The sequence below is a fragment of the Flavobacterium frigoritolerans genome (assembly GCF_025847275.1).
GTDB classification, from domain to species: domain Bacteria; phylum Bacteroidota; class Bacteroidia; order Flavobacteriales; family Flavobacteriaceae; genus Flavobacterium; species Flavobacterium frigoritolerans.
In genome coordinates this window covers 40,133-54,095 of sequence record NZ_JAOZEV010000003.1, presented here as the reverse complement: position 1 = coordinate 54,095, position 13,963 = coordinate 40,133, and the positions used below count along the sequence as shown (strand labels likewise).

Annotated in this window: 14 protein-coding genes; 4 read left to right on the top strand and 10 right to left on the bottom strand. The window is 33.3% G+C overall.

All coding sequences use genetic code 11. The annotated features are described in order from the left end of the window. Positions 1–3 precede the first annotated feature (3 nt). The 6 genes from OIU80_RS04915 to rsfS form a co-directional block, all read right to left on the bottom strand. Entirely contained in the window at positions 4–273 is a 270-nt protein-coding gene (locus OIU80_RS04915) for an acyl-CoA-binding protein (RefSeq protein ID WP_264285940.1), read from the bottom strand. Then, positions 273–926, bottom strand: coding sequence for a phosphatidylserine decarboxylase family protein (locus OIU80_RS04910; RefSeq protein ID WP_264285939.1), 654 nt, complete (start codon positions 924–926; stop codon positions 273–275). The genes OIU80_RS04915 and OIU80_RS04910 overlap by 1 nt, the downstream gene beginning before the upstream one ends. Next, a complete protein-coding gene (locus OIU80_RS04905; protein WP_264285938.1) occupies positions 916–1,803 on the bottom strand; it encodes a phosphatidate cytidylyltransferase in 888 nt (295 codons plus the stop codon). Before OIU80_RS04905 ends, OIU80_RS04910 begins: the two co-directional genes overlap by 11 nt. Before the next feature lies 1 nt (position 1,804). Continuing rightward, positions 1,805–2,407, bottom strand: a complete 603-nt coding sequence (locus OIU80_RS04900; protein WP_264285937.1) for a lactate utilization protein — start codon at positions 2,405–2,407, stop codon at positions 1,805–1,807. 114 nt (positions 2,408–2,521) lie between these two features. After that, positions 2,522–4,447 carry an ATP-dependent zinc metalloprotease FtsH gene (ftsH, locus tag OIU80_RS04895; protein WP_264285936.1) on the bottom strand — a complete coding sequence of 642 codons (1,926 nt, stop codon included), beginning with the start codon at positions 4,445–4,447 and terminating at the stop codon, positions 2,522–2,524. A 15-nt stretch (positions 4,448–4,462) separates the two neighbouring features. Then, complete coding sequence (gene rsfS, locus OIU80_RS04890; RefSeq protein WP_129538068.1) at positions 4,463–4,834, bottom strand: ribosome silencing factor; 372 nt, start codon at positions 4,832–4,834, stop codon at positions 4,463–4,465. A gap of 93 nt (positions 4,835–4,927) precedes the next feature. On the opposite strand from rsfS, the gene OIU80_RS04885 reads away from it, so the two are divergent. Beyond that, positions 4,928–5,656: a biotin--[acetyl-CoA-carboxylase] ligase gene (locus OIU80_RS04885; RefSeq protein WP_264285935.1), complete on the top strand. Its 729-nt coding sequence runs from the start codon at positions 4,928–4,930 to the stop codon at positions 5,654–5,656. 551 nt (positions 5,657–6,207) lie between these two features. On the opposite strand, the gene OIU80_RS04880 is transcribed toward OIU80_RS04885, so the two are convergent. Together OIU80_RS04880 and pyrE are read right to left on the bottom strand one after the other, a co-directional pair. Continuing rightward, the gene (locus tag OIU80_RS04880; protein ID WP_039112984.1) at positions 6,208–6,600 is read right to left on the bottom strand and encodes an SRPBCC family protein; all 393 of its coding nucleotides are present in this window, start codon (positions 6,598–6,600) and stop codon (positions 6,208–6,210) included. Between the two features lie 58 nt (positions 6,601–6,658). Then, positions 6,659–7,303, bottom strand: a complete 645-nt coding sequence (pyrE, locus tag OIU80_RS04875) for an orotate phosphoribosyltransferase (protein ID WP_264285934.1) — start codon at positions 7,301–7,303, stop codon at positions 6,659–6,661. Positions 7,304–7,310: 7 nt separating this feature from the next. On the opposite strand from pyrE, the gene OIU80_RS04870 reads away from it, so the two are divergent. Then, positions 7,311–7,922: an NUDIX hydrolase gene (locus OIU80_RS04870; protein ID WP_264285933.1), complete on the top strand. Its 612-nt coding sequence runs from the start codon at positions 7,311–7,313 to the stop codon at positions 7,920–7,922. A 600-nt stretch (positions 7,923–8,522) separates the two neighbouring features. On the opposite strand, the gene OIU80_RS04865 is transcribed toward OIU80_RS04870, so the two are convergent. Next, positions 8,523–10,250, bottom strand: a complete 1,728-nt coding sequence (locus OIU80_RS04865; RefSeq protein ID WP_264285932.1) for a M14 family metallopeptidase — start codon at positions 10,248–10,250, stop codon at positions 8,523–8,525. Between the two features lie 325 nt (positions 10,251–10,575). Between OIU80_RS04865 and OIU80_RS04860 the strand changes: the two genes are divergently transcribed. After that, positions 10,576–11,802 carry a PQQ-dependent sugar dehydrogenase gene (locus tag OIU80_RS04860; protein WP_264285931.1) on the top strand — a complete coding sequence of 409 codons (1,227 nt, stop codon included), beginning with the start codon at positions 10,576–10,578 and terminating at the stop codon, positions 11,800–11,802. A 183-nt stretch (positions 11,803–11,985) separates the two neighbouring features. Here the strand turns inward: OIU80_RS04860 and pdxR are convergent, their stop codons facing one another. After that, positions 11,986–13,398, bottom strand: a complete 1,413-nt coding sequence (gene pdxR, locus OIU80_RS04855; RefSeq protein WP_264285930.1) for a MocR-like pyridoxine biosynthesis transcription factor PdxR — start codon at positions 13,396–13,398, stop codon at positions 11,986–11,988. A gap of 99 nt (positions 13,399–13,497) precedes the next feature. Here pdxR and OIU80_RS04850 point away from each other — a divergent pair, with 99 nt between their 5' ends. Beyond that, positions 13,498–13,956: a cupin domain-containing protein gene (locus tag OIU80_RS04850; protein WP_264285929.1), complete on the top strand. Its 459-nt coding sequence runs from the start codon at positions 13,498–13,500 to the stop codon at positions 13,954–13,956. Positions 13,957–13,963 lie beyond the last annotated feature (7 nt).

Below are 13,963 nucleotides of genomic sequence, written 5' to 3'. Positions count from 1 at the left end.
TATCTATTTAGTTATTAGTGAATTAATGATTTCTATATAATTTTCTTTAGCTTCATCTATACTTAAATGGCTAATTTGAATCCATGCATTTGTTTTAAAAGCATTTCGTAGATCAAAATTTTCAGATTGGCTATATTTTGCAGTTCCAAAAGTTGCTTGTTTATAAAAAGCATACAGCCTCAATTGCACATCTTGTGGCAGTGAGGCTTGCGTCATTTTGGAAGCAATTTCGACAGCCTCTAAAAATCGTATGTCTAAATCTTTTTCTGTCATTAAGCTTTTGTAGCAATAATTGTTTTACCACCAATTGCTTTTTGGTTTAATACTACATTAATAGGAGTACCCAAAGGTAAGAAAATATCTACTCTTGATCCAAATTTAATAAAACCAGCATCAGTACCTTGTTCTACTTGCATTCCTTCTTGTGCGTAATTTACAATTCGACGAGCCAAAGCTCCAGCAATTTGTCTGTATAGAACTTCTCCGAAAGATTTATTTTCGATTACAACAGTTGTTCTTTCGTTTTCTTCACTTGCTTTTGGATGCCAAGCAACTAAGAATTTACCTGGATGGTATTTACTAAACTTTACAATTCCATCTAATGCATAGCGAGTTACGTGTACATTTATTGGTGACATGAAGATTGAAATTTGAAGACGTTTGTCTTTAAAATATTCTCCTTCATAAACTTCTTCAATCACAACAACTTTACCGTCAACTGGAGCGATAATTTGATTGATGTCTTTGATTACAGTTCTTTTAGGATTTCTAAAAAATTGTAATATGATGATTAGAAATAATAGGGCACTAATCTGAATAAATATTTTGATCCAATGGGTATCAATAAAATGATCAGTTAATAAAAGTACAACACTAACGAATATAGTGCCTAATAAAATGGATTGGGTTCCTTCTTTATGAAACATAATTTAAAATTTGATAAAATAAAAATACAATTGGTGCTACAAATATAACACTATCTAATCGATCTAAAACACCTCCATGACCAGGCATTATTGTTCCGCTATCTTTAACTCCGGCTATTCTTTTAAACTTTGATTCAATTAAATCGCCGATTGTGCCAAAAACACCAACTATTAAAGCGATAATAGTCCATATTAAAATAGATTTATCACTAAAATTAGGATTTGGCTTGATATATAATTTTGAAATTAAAAAGCCTGCAAAACAAGCAAAAACAACTCCACCAAGAAATCCTTCTATAGTTTTTTTGGGTGAAATACGTTCAAATAATTTATGTTTTCCAATAGATTTTCCGACCAAATAGGCAAAGGTATCATTTGTCCATATAAGAATAAATAATCCTATAATGATTTTAGGATTATAATCTTTAACTCCAAATGAAATTTTGGTAATGAAAATAAAGGGCAACGTAATGTATCCTAATAAGTAGATATATTTAGATGTCCTGCTTATAGTTTGTGTATCATCAAATAAGAAGACAATACATTTTACAGATATTAGCAATGTAATTACTAGTAATACAGTGTTTAGTTGGTCTATATTAATAGTGAATTTAATATCTTCTTTTATAAATTTATTGATATAGTTTTCAGTTTCATTTTTGTAAAAGCTAATTAATGCAACAGCTGAATAAAAAAGCGAAACAAATAAAAGTGAAAATGTTTTATTGATGTTGGCTAGATTGCAAAATTCGTAAGTAGCAATTACTAGGAAAACACCGAAAAGTATGATGAAACTTTCCGTTGAAAACAGGATAGACGTTAATAGTAGTACTATATAAACGGCACCTGAAAGAGCTCTCTTGAGGGTTTCATTCATATTATAGATCTTCTAAGAGCAATAGGTATAAGTTCTTAGCTACACTTCCGTATTGCGTAAAATCTTCTTCTTTTGCTTTTTCGAAATATTTTATAGTGGTAATATTGGTAGGGTAGTCTCTTTCATACTTACGTTTTATGGCACTTAGTCCATCACTTTTTGCAGTAAGAATTTGACTTGTAGTTGCAATGATAACAATGTTAACAGGCAACTCGTTTGGTTTGTTTTGTTTAATTTGTTTAGATGAAAATAATATGGACCCTTCTTCTGCGATTAAGTTTTCGCAGCTGGCTAATAAAAATTTAGGGTTAGCTGGGCTTTGATAAATTAATTTATTTTCATCAAGTAAATGAAATAAGGCTGGTTCAAAACATGAAACTTCACTTTCAAACCAATCATTTTCTTCTAAGATGTTTTCAAATTGTTCAGTTACTTCCTGAGTGTTTTCGCAATATAAAAATTTACCTCCATTTTTTTTAAAATTAAAAATGAATTGCTCATCTATAGAAAGAGTATTATCAGAAAGTGAATTGCTATATTCACTTTGATTCTCTTCATCAGACGCGTCATGGCTAGAACCAAATAATTTTTTGAAAAAACTCATTGTTGTTGAAATGCTTTACGTGTTAATTGAAAACGTTCAAAGATAAAAAAATCTTAATTCAAAAGTGGCTTTTGAATTAAGATTTTAAAAATAATTATATTATTCTGGGTAGTATTACGAAACTACTTCTTCCAGATTTTTATCAAATGTACGTTTTCCGAAAATTGCTTCAAGGTCATCTTTGAAAATTACCTCTTTTTCAATCAAGATTTCAGCAAGCTGATTTAGCTTGTCTTTGTTTTCTTCTAATATTTTAATTGCTCTTTGGTATTGACCTTCAATTAGTTCTGAAATCTCTTGGTCAATAATTTTTGCAGTCTCATCAGAATACGGTTTTGAAAAGTTATATTCACTTTGTCCTGTTGAATCGTAATAGGTAACATTTCCGATTTTTTCATTCAATCCGTAAATGGTTACCATAGCACGAGCCTGACGTGTAACTTTTTCTAAATCGCTTAATGCACCAGTCGAAATTCTGTCAAAAGTTACTTTTTCAGCAGCTCTTCCGCCCATAGTAGCACACATTTCGTCTAGCATTTGGTCTGTTCTAACGATTTGTCTCTCTTCTGGTAGATACCAAGCAGCTCCTAAACTTTGTCCACGAGGTACAATGGTTACCTTAATAAGTGGTGCAGCATGTTCTAGCATCCAGCTTACAGTTGCATGTCCTGCTTCGTGAATTGCAATTGCTTTTTTCTCGTCAGGAGTAATGATTTTATTTTTCTTTTCTAAACCACCTACAATTCTATCTACTGCATCAAGGAAATCTTGTCTATCTACAGCCGTTTTGTTGTTTCTTGCAGCAATTAATGCAGCTTCGTTACATACGTTTGCAATATCTGCTCCTGAAAATCCTGGAGTTTGTTTTGCAAGGAAATCTAAATCTAAACCTTCTACTTTTTTCAAAGGAGCTAAGTGTACTTGGAAGATTTCTGCTCTTTCACGAATGTCTGGTAAGTCAACAAAGATTTGTCTGTCAAAACGACCTGCACGCATTAAGGCTTTGTCTAAAACGTCGGCTCTGTTTGTTGCAGCTAATACAATTACGTTTGAGTTGGTTCCAAAACCATCCATTTCGGTTAGTAATTGGTTTAATGTGTTTTCTCTTTCGTCATTACCACCTGACATGTTGCTTTTTCCACGTGCTCTACCTACGGCATCTATTTCATCAATAAAAATAATTGCAGGAGATTTCTCTTTAGCTTGTTTAAACAAATCACGTACTCGTGAAGCTCCAACACCTACAAACATTTCAACAAAATCAGAACCTGATAATGAGAAAAATGGTACTTGTGCTTCGCCAGCTACAGCTTTGGCTAATAATGTTTTTCCTGTTCCAGGAGGCCCTACAAGTAATGCACCTTTAGGGATTTTACCTCCTAAGTTAGTGTACTTTTCAGGGTTTTTCAAGAATTCTACAATTTCTTGTATTTCTTCTTTTGCACCTTCTAAACCAGCTACATCTTTAAATGTAGTTTTAATATCTGTTTTTTCATCAAAAAGTTTAGCTTTCGATTTTCCAATATTAAAAATTTGTCCGCCACCGCCACCAGCGCCGCCTGACATTTTTCTCATAATGAAAATCCAAACTCCAATAAGAATAATTATTGGAAGTAAGCCGACTAAAATATCGGTCCAGTTATTTTTTTGTACAAAATTATAATCTTTCAGTTTCCCTTCGGTTACTGCTTTTTCTAATTTAGTTTGAAAAATTTGATCGTTACCAATTTCCAAAGTATAGTGAGGACCTTTGTTTGGTCTGTCAAATATATCTTTAGATACTTTTTTTTGCGCTGGATCCTTAAGTGCAGCAGCATTAAGATACACTTCAGCTTCAGCTTTATTGTATACAATTACTTTTTCAATTTGTCCTTTTTCTAAAAAATCATTAAATTTAGAAGAAGTTAATTGTGCCGGCTCTTGTAAACTTGATCCTCCGGTTGCAAAACTGATAAATAAAAATATTAAAAGTATTGCGGTATAAATTAACCAAGGACTTATTTTAAATTTACTCGGGGTTGGATTATTATCTTTAGCCATTTGAAGAAAGTTTCTTTAGTATTTGTTTTCGATTGTAGTTATTTTGGCATCTCCCCAAAGACTCTCGATATTATAATATTCTCGAATGTGTTTTTGAAATACGTGAACAACAATGTGCACGTAATCTATAAGAACCCATTCTGCGTTATCGGTTCCTTCTACATGCCAAGGTTTGTCTTTTAGTTCTTTTGATACAGTTTTTTGAATTGAGCCTACGATGGCGTTAACTTGGGTATTCGAATTTCCGTTGCAAATGATGAAATAATCGCAAACTGCTGCGTCTATTTCCCTTAAGTCCAAGATACTAATATCATTTCCTTTTACTTCTTCGATTCCTTTGATTATGTTCGCTAACAGAACATCATTATTAACAGTCTTTTTCGCCATGAATTATTTTATATGAGTTTGTAAAGTTACCAATTTTTGTGATTATTTTTGAACCTTAACAAAATATTAAATTAAGTTATATAAATTATTTAAATGAAACTAATCAAACTCGATGCCATAGATTCAACGAATGAGTTCTTAAAATCATTAAGTAGTCAACAGGAACCTGAGAACTTCACAGTTGTTACTGCTGAAAACCAAACAAAAGGTAAAGGACAGATGGGAGCAGTATGGCGCTCTGATGTAGGTAAGAATTTAATAATGAGTGTGTTGGTTAAGGATTTCTTGCTTAATAATGAACAGTTTTTTAATTTAAATATTATTATTTCGCTGTCGGTAATAAAAACTTTAGAAGAATTAAATATTCCTGAATTAAGTATTAAGTGGCCAAACGACATTATGTCATACAATAAGAAGTTAGGTGGTATTTTGATAGAAAATACTCTCAAAAGCGATGGTACCATCGTGTCAGTAGTTGGATTAGGATTAAATGTAAATCAAATAAATTTTCAAAATCTGCCAAATGCTTCTTCGCTTGCTGTTATTTGTAACGCCGAATTTAACAAAGATGAGCTTGTTATTTTGATTGTAGAGAAAATGAAAGAGAAAATTCTTCTATGGAAAGAGCAATCTGATATATTTTGGGATGAATATTTTAATAAATTGTTTAGAAAAGGAGTTCCAATGCCTTTCAGAAACTTAGATAATCAAAATTTCATGGGAATTATCCAAGGAGTTTCTCCAATAGGAAAACTACAAGTCTTATTAGAAGATGATTCAGTGTCGGAATTTGAGATTAAGGAAATACAGATGCTTTATTAGGAGGTACTAAGGCTTGAGAGACAAAGGTTCAGAGATGTAAAGAAACTAAGGCGCTAAGGTTTTTATTTATAAAGTTCCGATAGCTATCGGAACAGAGGTTTTTTAGATTGTGTAATATTTTGCAAAGAATAAAGTTTAACCTGTTGGGTATAATTATTTTTAACACATAGAAACATAGTTTTTTTAGCTAAAAATAAGGCGTTTCACTTATTTAAAGCACACATAGCTAGCTATACAAAAGAAATGTATTTCTTTTTGTATTCTTTTTTACACATAAAATCTATGTTTCTATGTGTTTAATTAAGCTTTTATGACCCGAGCAAAGAGAATAGACGAAGTAATTACACCCAACGGGTTAAATTTTAGTCTTTTCTTAGTCTTTTGGATTCTTTTAGAAAAAAATCGGCTTAATCTGCCTAATCTGCGAGAAACTATTTTAAAAAATCACTTTAATTATAGCTATCGAGAATGGCAGAAAAAACAAAAAGTCCGACTAGAATTTCTAATCGGACTTTATAATTTTTTTGTAATTAACAATTAAGAATCGATAATTAAAGTTTTGTCATGTTATTGGCAAGAGTTTCGATAAACTTTCCGATAGGCCCTTTTATCATCATTGCCATCATTGGATTGAATTCTCCTTCAAAATCAAGTTTTACAGCACTAGAAGTGTCTGAAACCGTTTCGATGTTAGATACCAATGTAAATGGTAATTTGTCGCTTGCAGCACCTAAAACAATTTTGCTAGGAGCTGTTTTTTCTTTCATTTTTAATTTTATTTCCGGCATTCCTTTTAAACCAAAAATAAAAGCATCTTCGCCAATTACTTCAAATTTAGCAATGTTATCGGGCATTAATTTTTCAAAATTTTTCACATCACTCAATAAATCAAATAATTCTTGAGCCGATTTCTGAACAGTAACTTTTGGACTTTCTAAGTTCATATTTATTTGTGTTTTTATTCTGAAAAATCAGAAAATTTTATTTTAAAAATTTAAAAAATTATTCTTGTTTCCAAGCAGCTGGGTTTATGTTCCATTCCTGTAAGGTAATTAAATCTTCTTCAGGAATGTATTTTTTAGCAACAGCAAGGTTTAATAAATTCGAATAGTTACTCAATGTGTATAAGTCGACATTTGCATCTTTAAAGTTTTTTTCTGCAACATCAAAACCATAGGTAAATATTGCAGCCATCCCTTTAATATTGGCTCCTGCATTACGCAAAGCCTCAACTGCAAGTAAGCTACTATTTCCTGTGCTTATTAAATCTTCAACTACAACAACATTTTGTCCCTTTTGTAAAAAACCTTCAACTTGATTTTGTCTTCCGTGTTTTTTAGGTTCTGGTCTAACATATACAAACGGTAATCCTAAGCTTTCTGCAACAAGAATACCAATACCTATGGCTCCTGTAGCGACTCCGGCGATTACATCTGGCTTACCAAATTGTTTTTCAATGTTCTTAGCAAACTCATCTCTAACATAATTTCTGATGCTTGGAAATGAGAGAATTAGCCTGTTATCACAATAAATAGGTGATTTCCATCCCGAAGCCCATGTAAAAGGATTTCCTGGATTCAATTTAATTGCATTTATTTGCAAAAGCAATTCGGCTGTTTTTTCGGCAGTATCTTTATTAAAAATCATAGTACAAATGTATAAAGTTTTTGTGAACGACAAACCACTTTTTTTGACAAATGAAATCTCAAAAGAGACTAATTTTCAATTGTTCTTGTTGGAAAGTATTGACATAGAGCAAATTATAGTCAAAATGTTCCAAAATAAAATTCAAGCAGCCTATTTATATCATCCTGATGAGAAGGAGATTATGAAAACGTTAAAGTCAAAAATCCCTGTCAATAAAGCAGGAGGAGGGCTAGTTTATAATAAAAAAGGAGAGGTGTTATTCATCTTCAGAAATGGAAAATGGGACTTGCCAAAAGGTGGAATTGAAAAAGGCGAAGCAATCGAAGAGACTGCTATGCGTGAGGTAGAAGAGGAAACTGGAGTTGGAAAATTAACAATTACTAACAAATTACAGAAGACTTATCACGTTTTTAAACGCAATGGTAAGTATAAATTAAAAATTACGCATTGGTTCGAAATGCAATCTGATTTTAAAGGAACCCCACAAGGACAATTAGAAGAAGGAATTGAAAAAGTAGCTTGGTTAAATCCCGTACAAATAAAAGAAGCACTAAAAAACTCTTACGAAAACATCAAGTTATTATTCGAAGAAGAGAATAAGGTTATTGTAAAAGAGTAAAGATGTGAGATATTTTTCGGAAAATGTGAAATGAAAAAAACTTAGTATCACAGAAACTTAGTTACTTATTACCTTAATGATGGCGTGCCACCATATAAAAAAAGACCCAATGAGCATTGCGTTCATCGGGTCTTTTTTTATATGCTGTCGGGCTATACGCGCTACTTTGGTAGCTTGCTGCTATCCCTCACGCAGGATTTTGTTTGTGGTTAACTGGTACTCAGTCTCAGTTACGAGTGTCCTGTTCTTTCGCTAACATTAGCGCAATGTCATTAAGTTAAGGGAAAAACTATAATATTGTATCGAATGAATTTATTGTAAAGGCGCAAAATTTTTATAAACATCAATTATCCATACTGTTTTGTCATTTCGACTAAGCAGAAATCTCCACAAGAAACTTCGCAACGAGAGTCTTAGCTTTGTAGAGCTACTCACGAAGATTTCTCCTTCGTCGAAATGACAAGTTTGTGTTATTTTGTGTAAAACTAAAGTTCCTTCCATCCTTGGTTTTAAACTTTGACAAAGGTTTTTCGAAACTGCTTTGCGACCTTTGCGTATTTCAAGGAAATAAAAAAAACTTAGCGTTCTTTGCGGTTAAACTCACAACAATCTATAAACTGGATATTGCAAATGCGCTTTCTCATAATACGCAGAATGTTTGTAAATCCAGTCTAATTGTGCTTCGGGGTTTTTTGCAAATTTTGGGTCGTTGAGTTTTGCTTGTTCCAAATCGGCTTTTAATTTCGGGTTATCTTTTAGAAGTTTAGCCGCAGTATCTTCAAAAACATATTCCGAATAACCTTCTTTTTGCTGTAGCATCGTATCGAAGAAATTCCAGTTAAAGAACGAGTCAACACCTTCAGGTTCTAATGTTTCTAATAAGTATTTAATTGCTTTTTGTTGGGTTGAGAATACGTAATCGCCTTTGTAAAAAGGAACTTTAGTTATTTGAGAAGTAACTTTGGTATTTCGGTGTAAATAATGTCCTTCGTAAGCGGAATTTGTCGTTTTAAAATCGGCAATTCTGTAGCTTTCAACGTCTATGATAGTGTCTTTTTTTAGTTGCGTGAAGGTAACGCCATTACTTTTGAGTAAATCGATAACATTCCAGAATCCTTTGGGAATAATATAGGCAGTAGGAACAGTAATGTCCTTAACCGATTTGAATTCTTTTATATACGGAATGTCTTTTTTGTATGGTTTTGTTCTGTCATAGAATAATCTGTCTCCTGTTGTAGCTTCACTCTTTTTGTGGCTTGCTTCATATCCCAGAAATGAAAAGGTTGTCATTTTTGTGCTGTCAATTTCCCATTTAATGGTATATGGTTTTTTAGGAGCGTATTGTGCTTCGTTTTTCAAACGCATTTCCTTTATTTTCTTATAATTGGCATCTGTAAAATCAATTGTAGATGTCATGTATTCGTAGGTGGCTTTTACACGATCAGCATAATTTTTAAGCATATGTGTTTCGACTACAAAACCAATGGTATTAAAAAGAGATGTATAACCTGTTGTGTAGCGCGGACTATCCGAAAACTGAATAAAACCATTGTCGGGAGTTTCTTCAAAGGCATTGACATAAGGAGTTGTTTCCAGATTCTTTTTCTGTAAATCTTTTACCAATGCTGGCATCATTTCCTGATTTAGATAATCGCCTAAAACGGTACCTAATTTATTATGTTGTGTCATAATATAAGTCAGTTTGTATTGGTAATCAGAACCATTACTCACGTGATTATCGATAAAAATATCTGGATTTGTTTTATGAAAAATTTCAACAAAACTTTTTGTGTTGCGAGTGTCCGATTTAATTAGATCACGATTTAAGTCATAGTTTCTGGCATTTCCGCGAAAGCCATATTCTTCTGGACCATCCTGATTAGCTCTGGTTGTTGAGTTTCTGTTTAAAGCGCCACCAATATTATAAACTGGAATTGTTACTATTACTGTATTTTTTGGCGCTTTTATTTTTCCTAAAGCCAAATCTCTGAACAATTGCATTGTGGCATCAATTCCGTCTGGTTCACCAGCATGAATACCATTATTAAGAAGAATTACCGCTTTGTTCTTTTTGATTGTCTCAAAATCAAATTGTTTGTCAGGATTAAAAGTTATCATGTGCAGTGGATAACCACTGTCTGTCAGTCCCATTTCCTGCATTTTGATAGTCGGAAAATCATGTGCAAGCAGCGTATAGTATTTTATGGTTTCTTGGTAATTAGCCGATTGGTTTCCGTTTCCTTTTTCGAAATAAGTGTCGTATTTATTGCTTTTCTGAGCAAATGTTGCGCAGGTTAGGAATAAAAAGCATAAAGTAATAATTCTCATGGTTTTGGTTTTAATAGAAAAATCAAATATAAAGTTTTATTTGTTTCAAGTTTCAAGTTGAAATGAGAGTAACGTTACTTTGACATATTTACAGTAAAAACACATTAACTTATTTTTCGCAAAGCCTTAAAGTTTAGTTTTTTAGCGGTATTTCGAGATCAAATGCAAAAAGCTTTGCGAACTTTGTGGTAAAATAACTTGACATTAAAATAAAACCAGTACTTTGAAACTTATAATCGTATAACCTTTCCCATAAATTATATAACTTTTTTTATTTTATAATTAAGACTTTTGATATGTTCTAACTATTAAACCCCAAAAAATCATGAGAAATATTAACCAAATTGCTATTGTTTCGAGTGTGCTAATAAGTTTATTAAGCTGCTCTAGTGATAAAGATGTCGATGTAAATCCAGGTACAACAACAAATCCTGTAGAAGGGAATGCTGCCAATACAACTTACAAACCAGCATTTGAAGGGCAAACCCGAATTAGCGGTGTGCAAACCAATACACCTTATGGGGGAGTTGTTATTGCTACAACATTAACAAGCCCGTGGGGAATTACAAGCCTTCCTGATGGTAGATTATTAATCACCGAAAAAACAGGAACAATGCGTATCGCTACAACGGCTGGAGTTGTAAGTAGCGCAATTACAGGTATTCCTGCTGTTAATTCTGCAGGGCAGGGTGGTTTATTAGGACTATGTATTGATCCTGAATTTGTAACTAATCGTATGATTTACTGGGTTTTTGCAGAAGCTACAACTGGTGGGAACAATACAGCAGTAGCCAAAGGAAAATTGTCAGCTGATGAAAAAACAATCGAAGGTGCAACCATTATTTACAGAGCCAAACCAGCCAATGCAAGTCCACTTCATTATGGCGGGCGTATTCTTTTTGACAAAACAGGTTTTCTTGTTGTAACTACAGGAGAAAGATCTGTGCTTGAAACCAGACCATTAGCGCAATCAGTTGCAACGGGTTTGGGTAAAGTGGTCAGAATAACAAAAGAGGGACAACCCGCAACTGGAAATCCTATTTTTACGCAAACAGGAGCTTTACCGGAATTATATAGTATTGGTCATAGAAATCCACAGGGTTTAGCACTTAATCCTGTTACTAATGAAATTTGGGTTGCTGAACACGGACCACGTGGAGGAGATGAAATCAATCGTATAAAAGCAGGTGCGAATTACGGATGGCCAACCATTACATACGGAATAGAATACAGCGGAGAAAAAGTTGGAGCGGGAATTCAGCAACAAGATGGTTTAGAGCAACCGGTTTACTATTGGGATCCAGTGGTTTCACCAAGCGGAATGACTTTTTATACAGGAAATCGTGTTCCGGAATGGCAAAATAATCTTTTCATAGGAGCTTTAAGCGGAATGCATATCGTACGTCTTGCCATAAAAGACAATAAAGTTGTTGGAGAAGAAAGACTTTTGGCTTCGGAAAACCAACGTTTTAGAGATGTTACTCAAGGAAAAGACGGAGCATTATACGCTGTTACTGATGGCGGAAGACTTTATAAGATTGACAAAAAATAACAATCAATTTAGGTATATCCTACTTCTGAAGTCGGTAGGCTTCGCCTTTACTTTGGATTTAATAAAAAGCTTTGCGTCCTTTGCGATAAAAAAAACTAAGATTTAGTTTGAAATTAACCGCCAAGGACGCAATATTTTACGCAAAGAGCACAAAGTTTTTTTATGACTGCCACTAAAAACGTATCATAAATACTTAGCCAATTCTATAATTCCTTCTTCGATTTGTTGTTCAGTGAGGGAAGCGTAGCCAAGCCTAAAACCTGATATTGGTTTACCATAACTAAATTTTTCGGGAGTCATGATTTTTATGCCTTTTAAAAGGAGCTTATCTGCAATTTCGAAGATATTTACAGGAGAATTAGGTACAATCCAGAATGCTAAGCCTCCTTCGGGTTTTATAAATATTGTTTTGGCTTTTAGGTATTTGTTGCAAATGGTTTCAAAATAATCTCTTTTGGCTTTGTAAATGATAGTTGTTCGTTTGAGATGTCTTTTTATTTCGCCTTCGTTTATAAGTTGTAAAACAGCCTCTTCCATTATATTGTCACCTTGTACATCGATTATTTTTCGGTGTTTCGCTACTTTTTCTACGGTTTCAGGATTGCTTACCAAATAGCCAATTCTTAATGCTGGTGCAACGATTTTGCTTAATGTACCTATATAAATCGTGTTTTTGGCATTGCTATAACTCGAAATTGGTAGTATTGGTCTTTGTCCGAAATGGAATTCGTTGTCATAATCATCTTCAATAATAGTAAATCCGTATGTATTGGATAGTTCTATGAGCCTTAATCTTCTTTTTAAACTCAGTGTTGCAGTTGTAGGGAATTGATGATGTGGTGTAACGTAAATGGCTTTAATATTCTTGTATTTCGTTAAGTATTCTTCGACCTCATCAATTACTAATCCGTTTTTATCAACTGATATTGGGAGTAATTGAGCTCCTGCATTTTCAAATGTTTCCCAAGCGGGTTTGTATCCTGGATTTTCGACCATTATATAATCTCCTTTGGTAAACAAACAATGTGAGGCAAGGTACATTGCCATTTGGCTTCCTCGGGTAATGCATATTTCATCAGGAGTAATATTCATTCCTCTTTTAAAATTTAGCATTTGAACAATAGCTTTTCTGAATTCTAAATTGCCAAGTTCGTTGCTATAACCCATTATTTGCCAACGTGATTTTCGATTAAAAATCTGTCTGTATGCTCTTGCTAGTTCATTCATTGGTGCAATTCGGCTGTCGGGAATACCATCATCAAAAACTAAAAGTGGTTTTATTTCTTTAGTTATAGATTCAATCTTCCTTTTATGATTTGTAGCCTCAGTAATAATAGGCAGTATATCGGCTACAAAAGTTCCTTTTCTTTCCATTGTAACGAGCCAACCTTCGGCTATGAGAACATCTAGCGCTTCAATAACTGTATTTCTGTTTACTTTGAGTAGTCCAGCAAGTTGTCTGCTTCCTGGCAAAGCATTTCCGCTATTAAGTATTCCAGTTTTTATGGCTTCTATGATAGCATCGGCGATTTGTAGATAAATCGCTTTATCTGAATTATTATTTATCTGAATTTCTAATTGCCAAGGTCTTAACATCTGGACTAGGTATTTGTGTTTAAACTGTACTATACAGGTAGTCCAAAGTTACGGTAATTTTGTAAAGCAATAATGCAAAAACAAATAAATTATATAATTATGGAAACTAAAAAACAATTTTCATCAAAAGATTTTCACGAAACATTTGCGCGACCAACTTTTGTGATGCCAGAAAAATTAATACACAAAAATGTAGAACAAGAGGGAGTTCATAATCAATTTTCTACCGAAAGAAAGCATCCAGTTTTCTTTATAGATCTTCCGAGTAAAAACGTAAGTATGACAATTGGTGGTTTATTGCCAGACCAAATGACAAACAGACATAGACACACGTATGAAACGGTATTGTATGTAATCGAAGGGCATGGATATACTGAGGTTGAAGACGTAAAAGTAGAGTGGAAGGCAGGTGATGCGGTTTACATCCCGAGTTGGGCTTGGCACAGACATAAGAATTTAAGTAATGAAGTATCGGCTAAATATATTGCTTGTGAAAATGCCCCTCAGCTTCAAAATTTGGGTGTTGCATTACGTGAAGAAGAAGGAAGAGATCTTTAATTTAAAA

What these genes read in the sequence shown, in the direction of transcription:
- OIU80_RS04915 (WP_264285940.1), bottom strand. Translation starts at nt 273, where the DNA reads ATGACAGAAAAAGATTTAGACATACGATTTTTAGAGGCTGTCGAAATT.
- OIU80_RS04910 (WP_264285939.1), bottom strand. Translation starts at nt 926, where the DNA reads ATGTTTCATAAAGAAGGAACCCAATCCATTTTATTAGGCACTATATTC.
- OIU80_RS04905 (WP_264285938.1), bottom strand. Translation starts at nt 1,803, where the DNA reads ATGAATGAAACCCTCAAGAGAGCTCTTTCAGGTGCCGTTTATATAGTA.
- OIU80_RS04900 (WP_264285937.1), bottom strand. Translation starts at nt 2,407, where the DNA reads ATGAGTTTTTTCAAAAAATTATTTGGTTCTAGCCATGACGCGTCTGAT.
- ftsH (WP_264285936.1), bottom strand. Translation starts at nt 4,447, where the DNA reads ATGGCTAAAGATAATAATCCAACCCCGAGTAAATTTAAAATAAGTCCT.
- rsfS (WP_129538068.1), bottom strand. Translation starts at nt 4,834, where the DNA reads ATGGCGAAAAAGACTGTTAATAATGATGTTCTGTTAGCGAACATAATC.
- OIU80_RS04885 (WP_264285935.1), top strand. Translation starts at nt 4,928, where the DNA reads ATGAAACTAATCAAACTCGATGCCATAGATTCAACGAATGAGTTCTTA.
- OIU80_RS04880 (WP_039112984.1), bottom strand. Translation starts at nt 6,600, where the DNA reads ATGAACTTAGAAAGTCCAAAAGTTACTGTTCAGAAATCGGCTCAAGAA.
- pyrE (WP_264285934.1), bottom strand. Translation starts at nt 7,303, where the DNA reads ATGATTTTTAATAAAGATACTGCCGAAAAAACAGCCGAATTGCTTTTG.
- OIU80_RS04870 (WP_264285933.1), top strand. Translation starts at nt 7,311, where the DNA reads ATGTATAAAGTTTTTGTGAACGACAAACCACTTTTTTTGACAAATGAA.
- OIU80_RS04865 (WP_264285932.1), bottom strand. Translation starts at nt 10,250, where the DNA reads ATGAGAATTATTACTTTATGCTTTTTATTCCTAACCTGCGCAACATTT.
- OIU80_RS04860 (WP_264285931.1), top strand. Translation starts at nt 10,576, where the DNA reads ATGAGAAATATTAACCAAATTGCTATTGTTTCGAGTGTGCTAATAAGT.
- pdxR (WP_264285930.1), bottom strand. Translation starts at nt 13,398, where the DNA reads ATGTTAAGACCTTGGCAATTAGAAATTCAGATAAATAATAATTCAGAT.
- OIU80_RS04850 (WP_264285929.1), top strand. Translation starts at nt 13,498, where the DNA reads ATGGAAACTAAAAAACAATTTTCATCAAAAGATTTTCACGAAACATTT.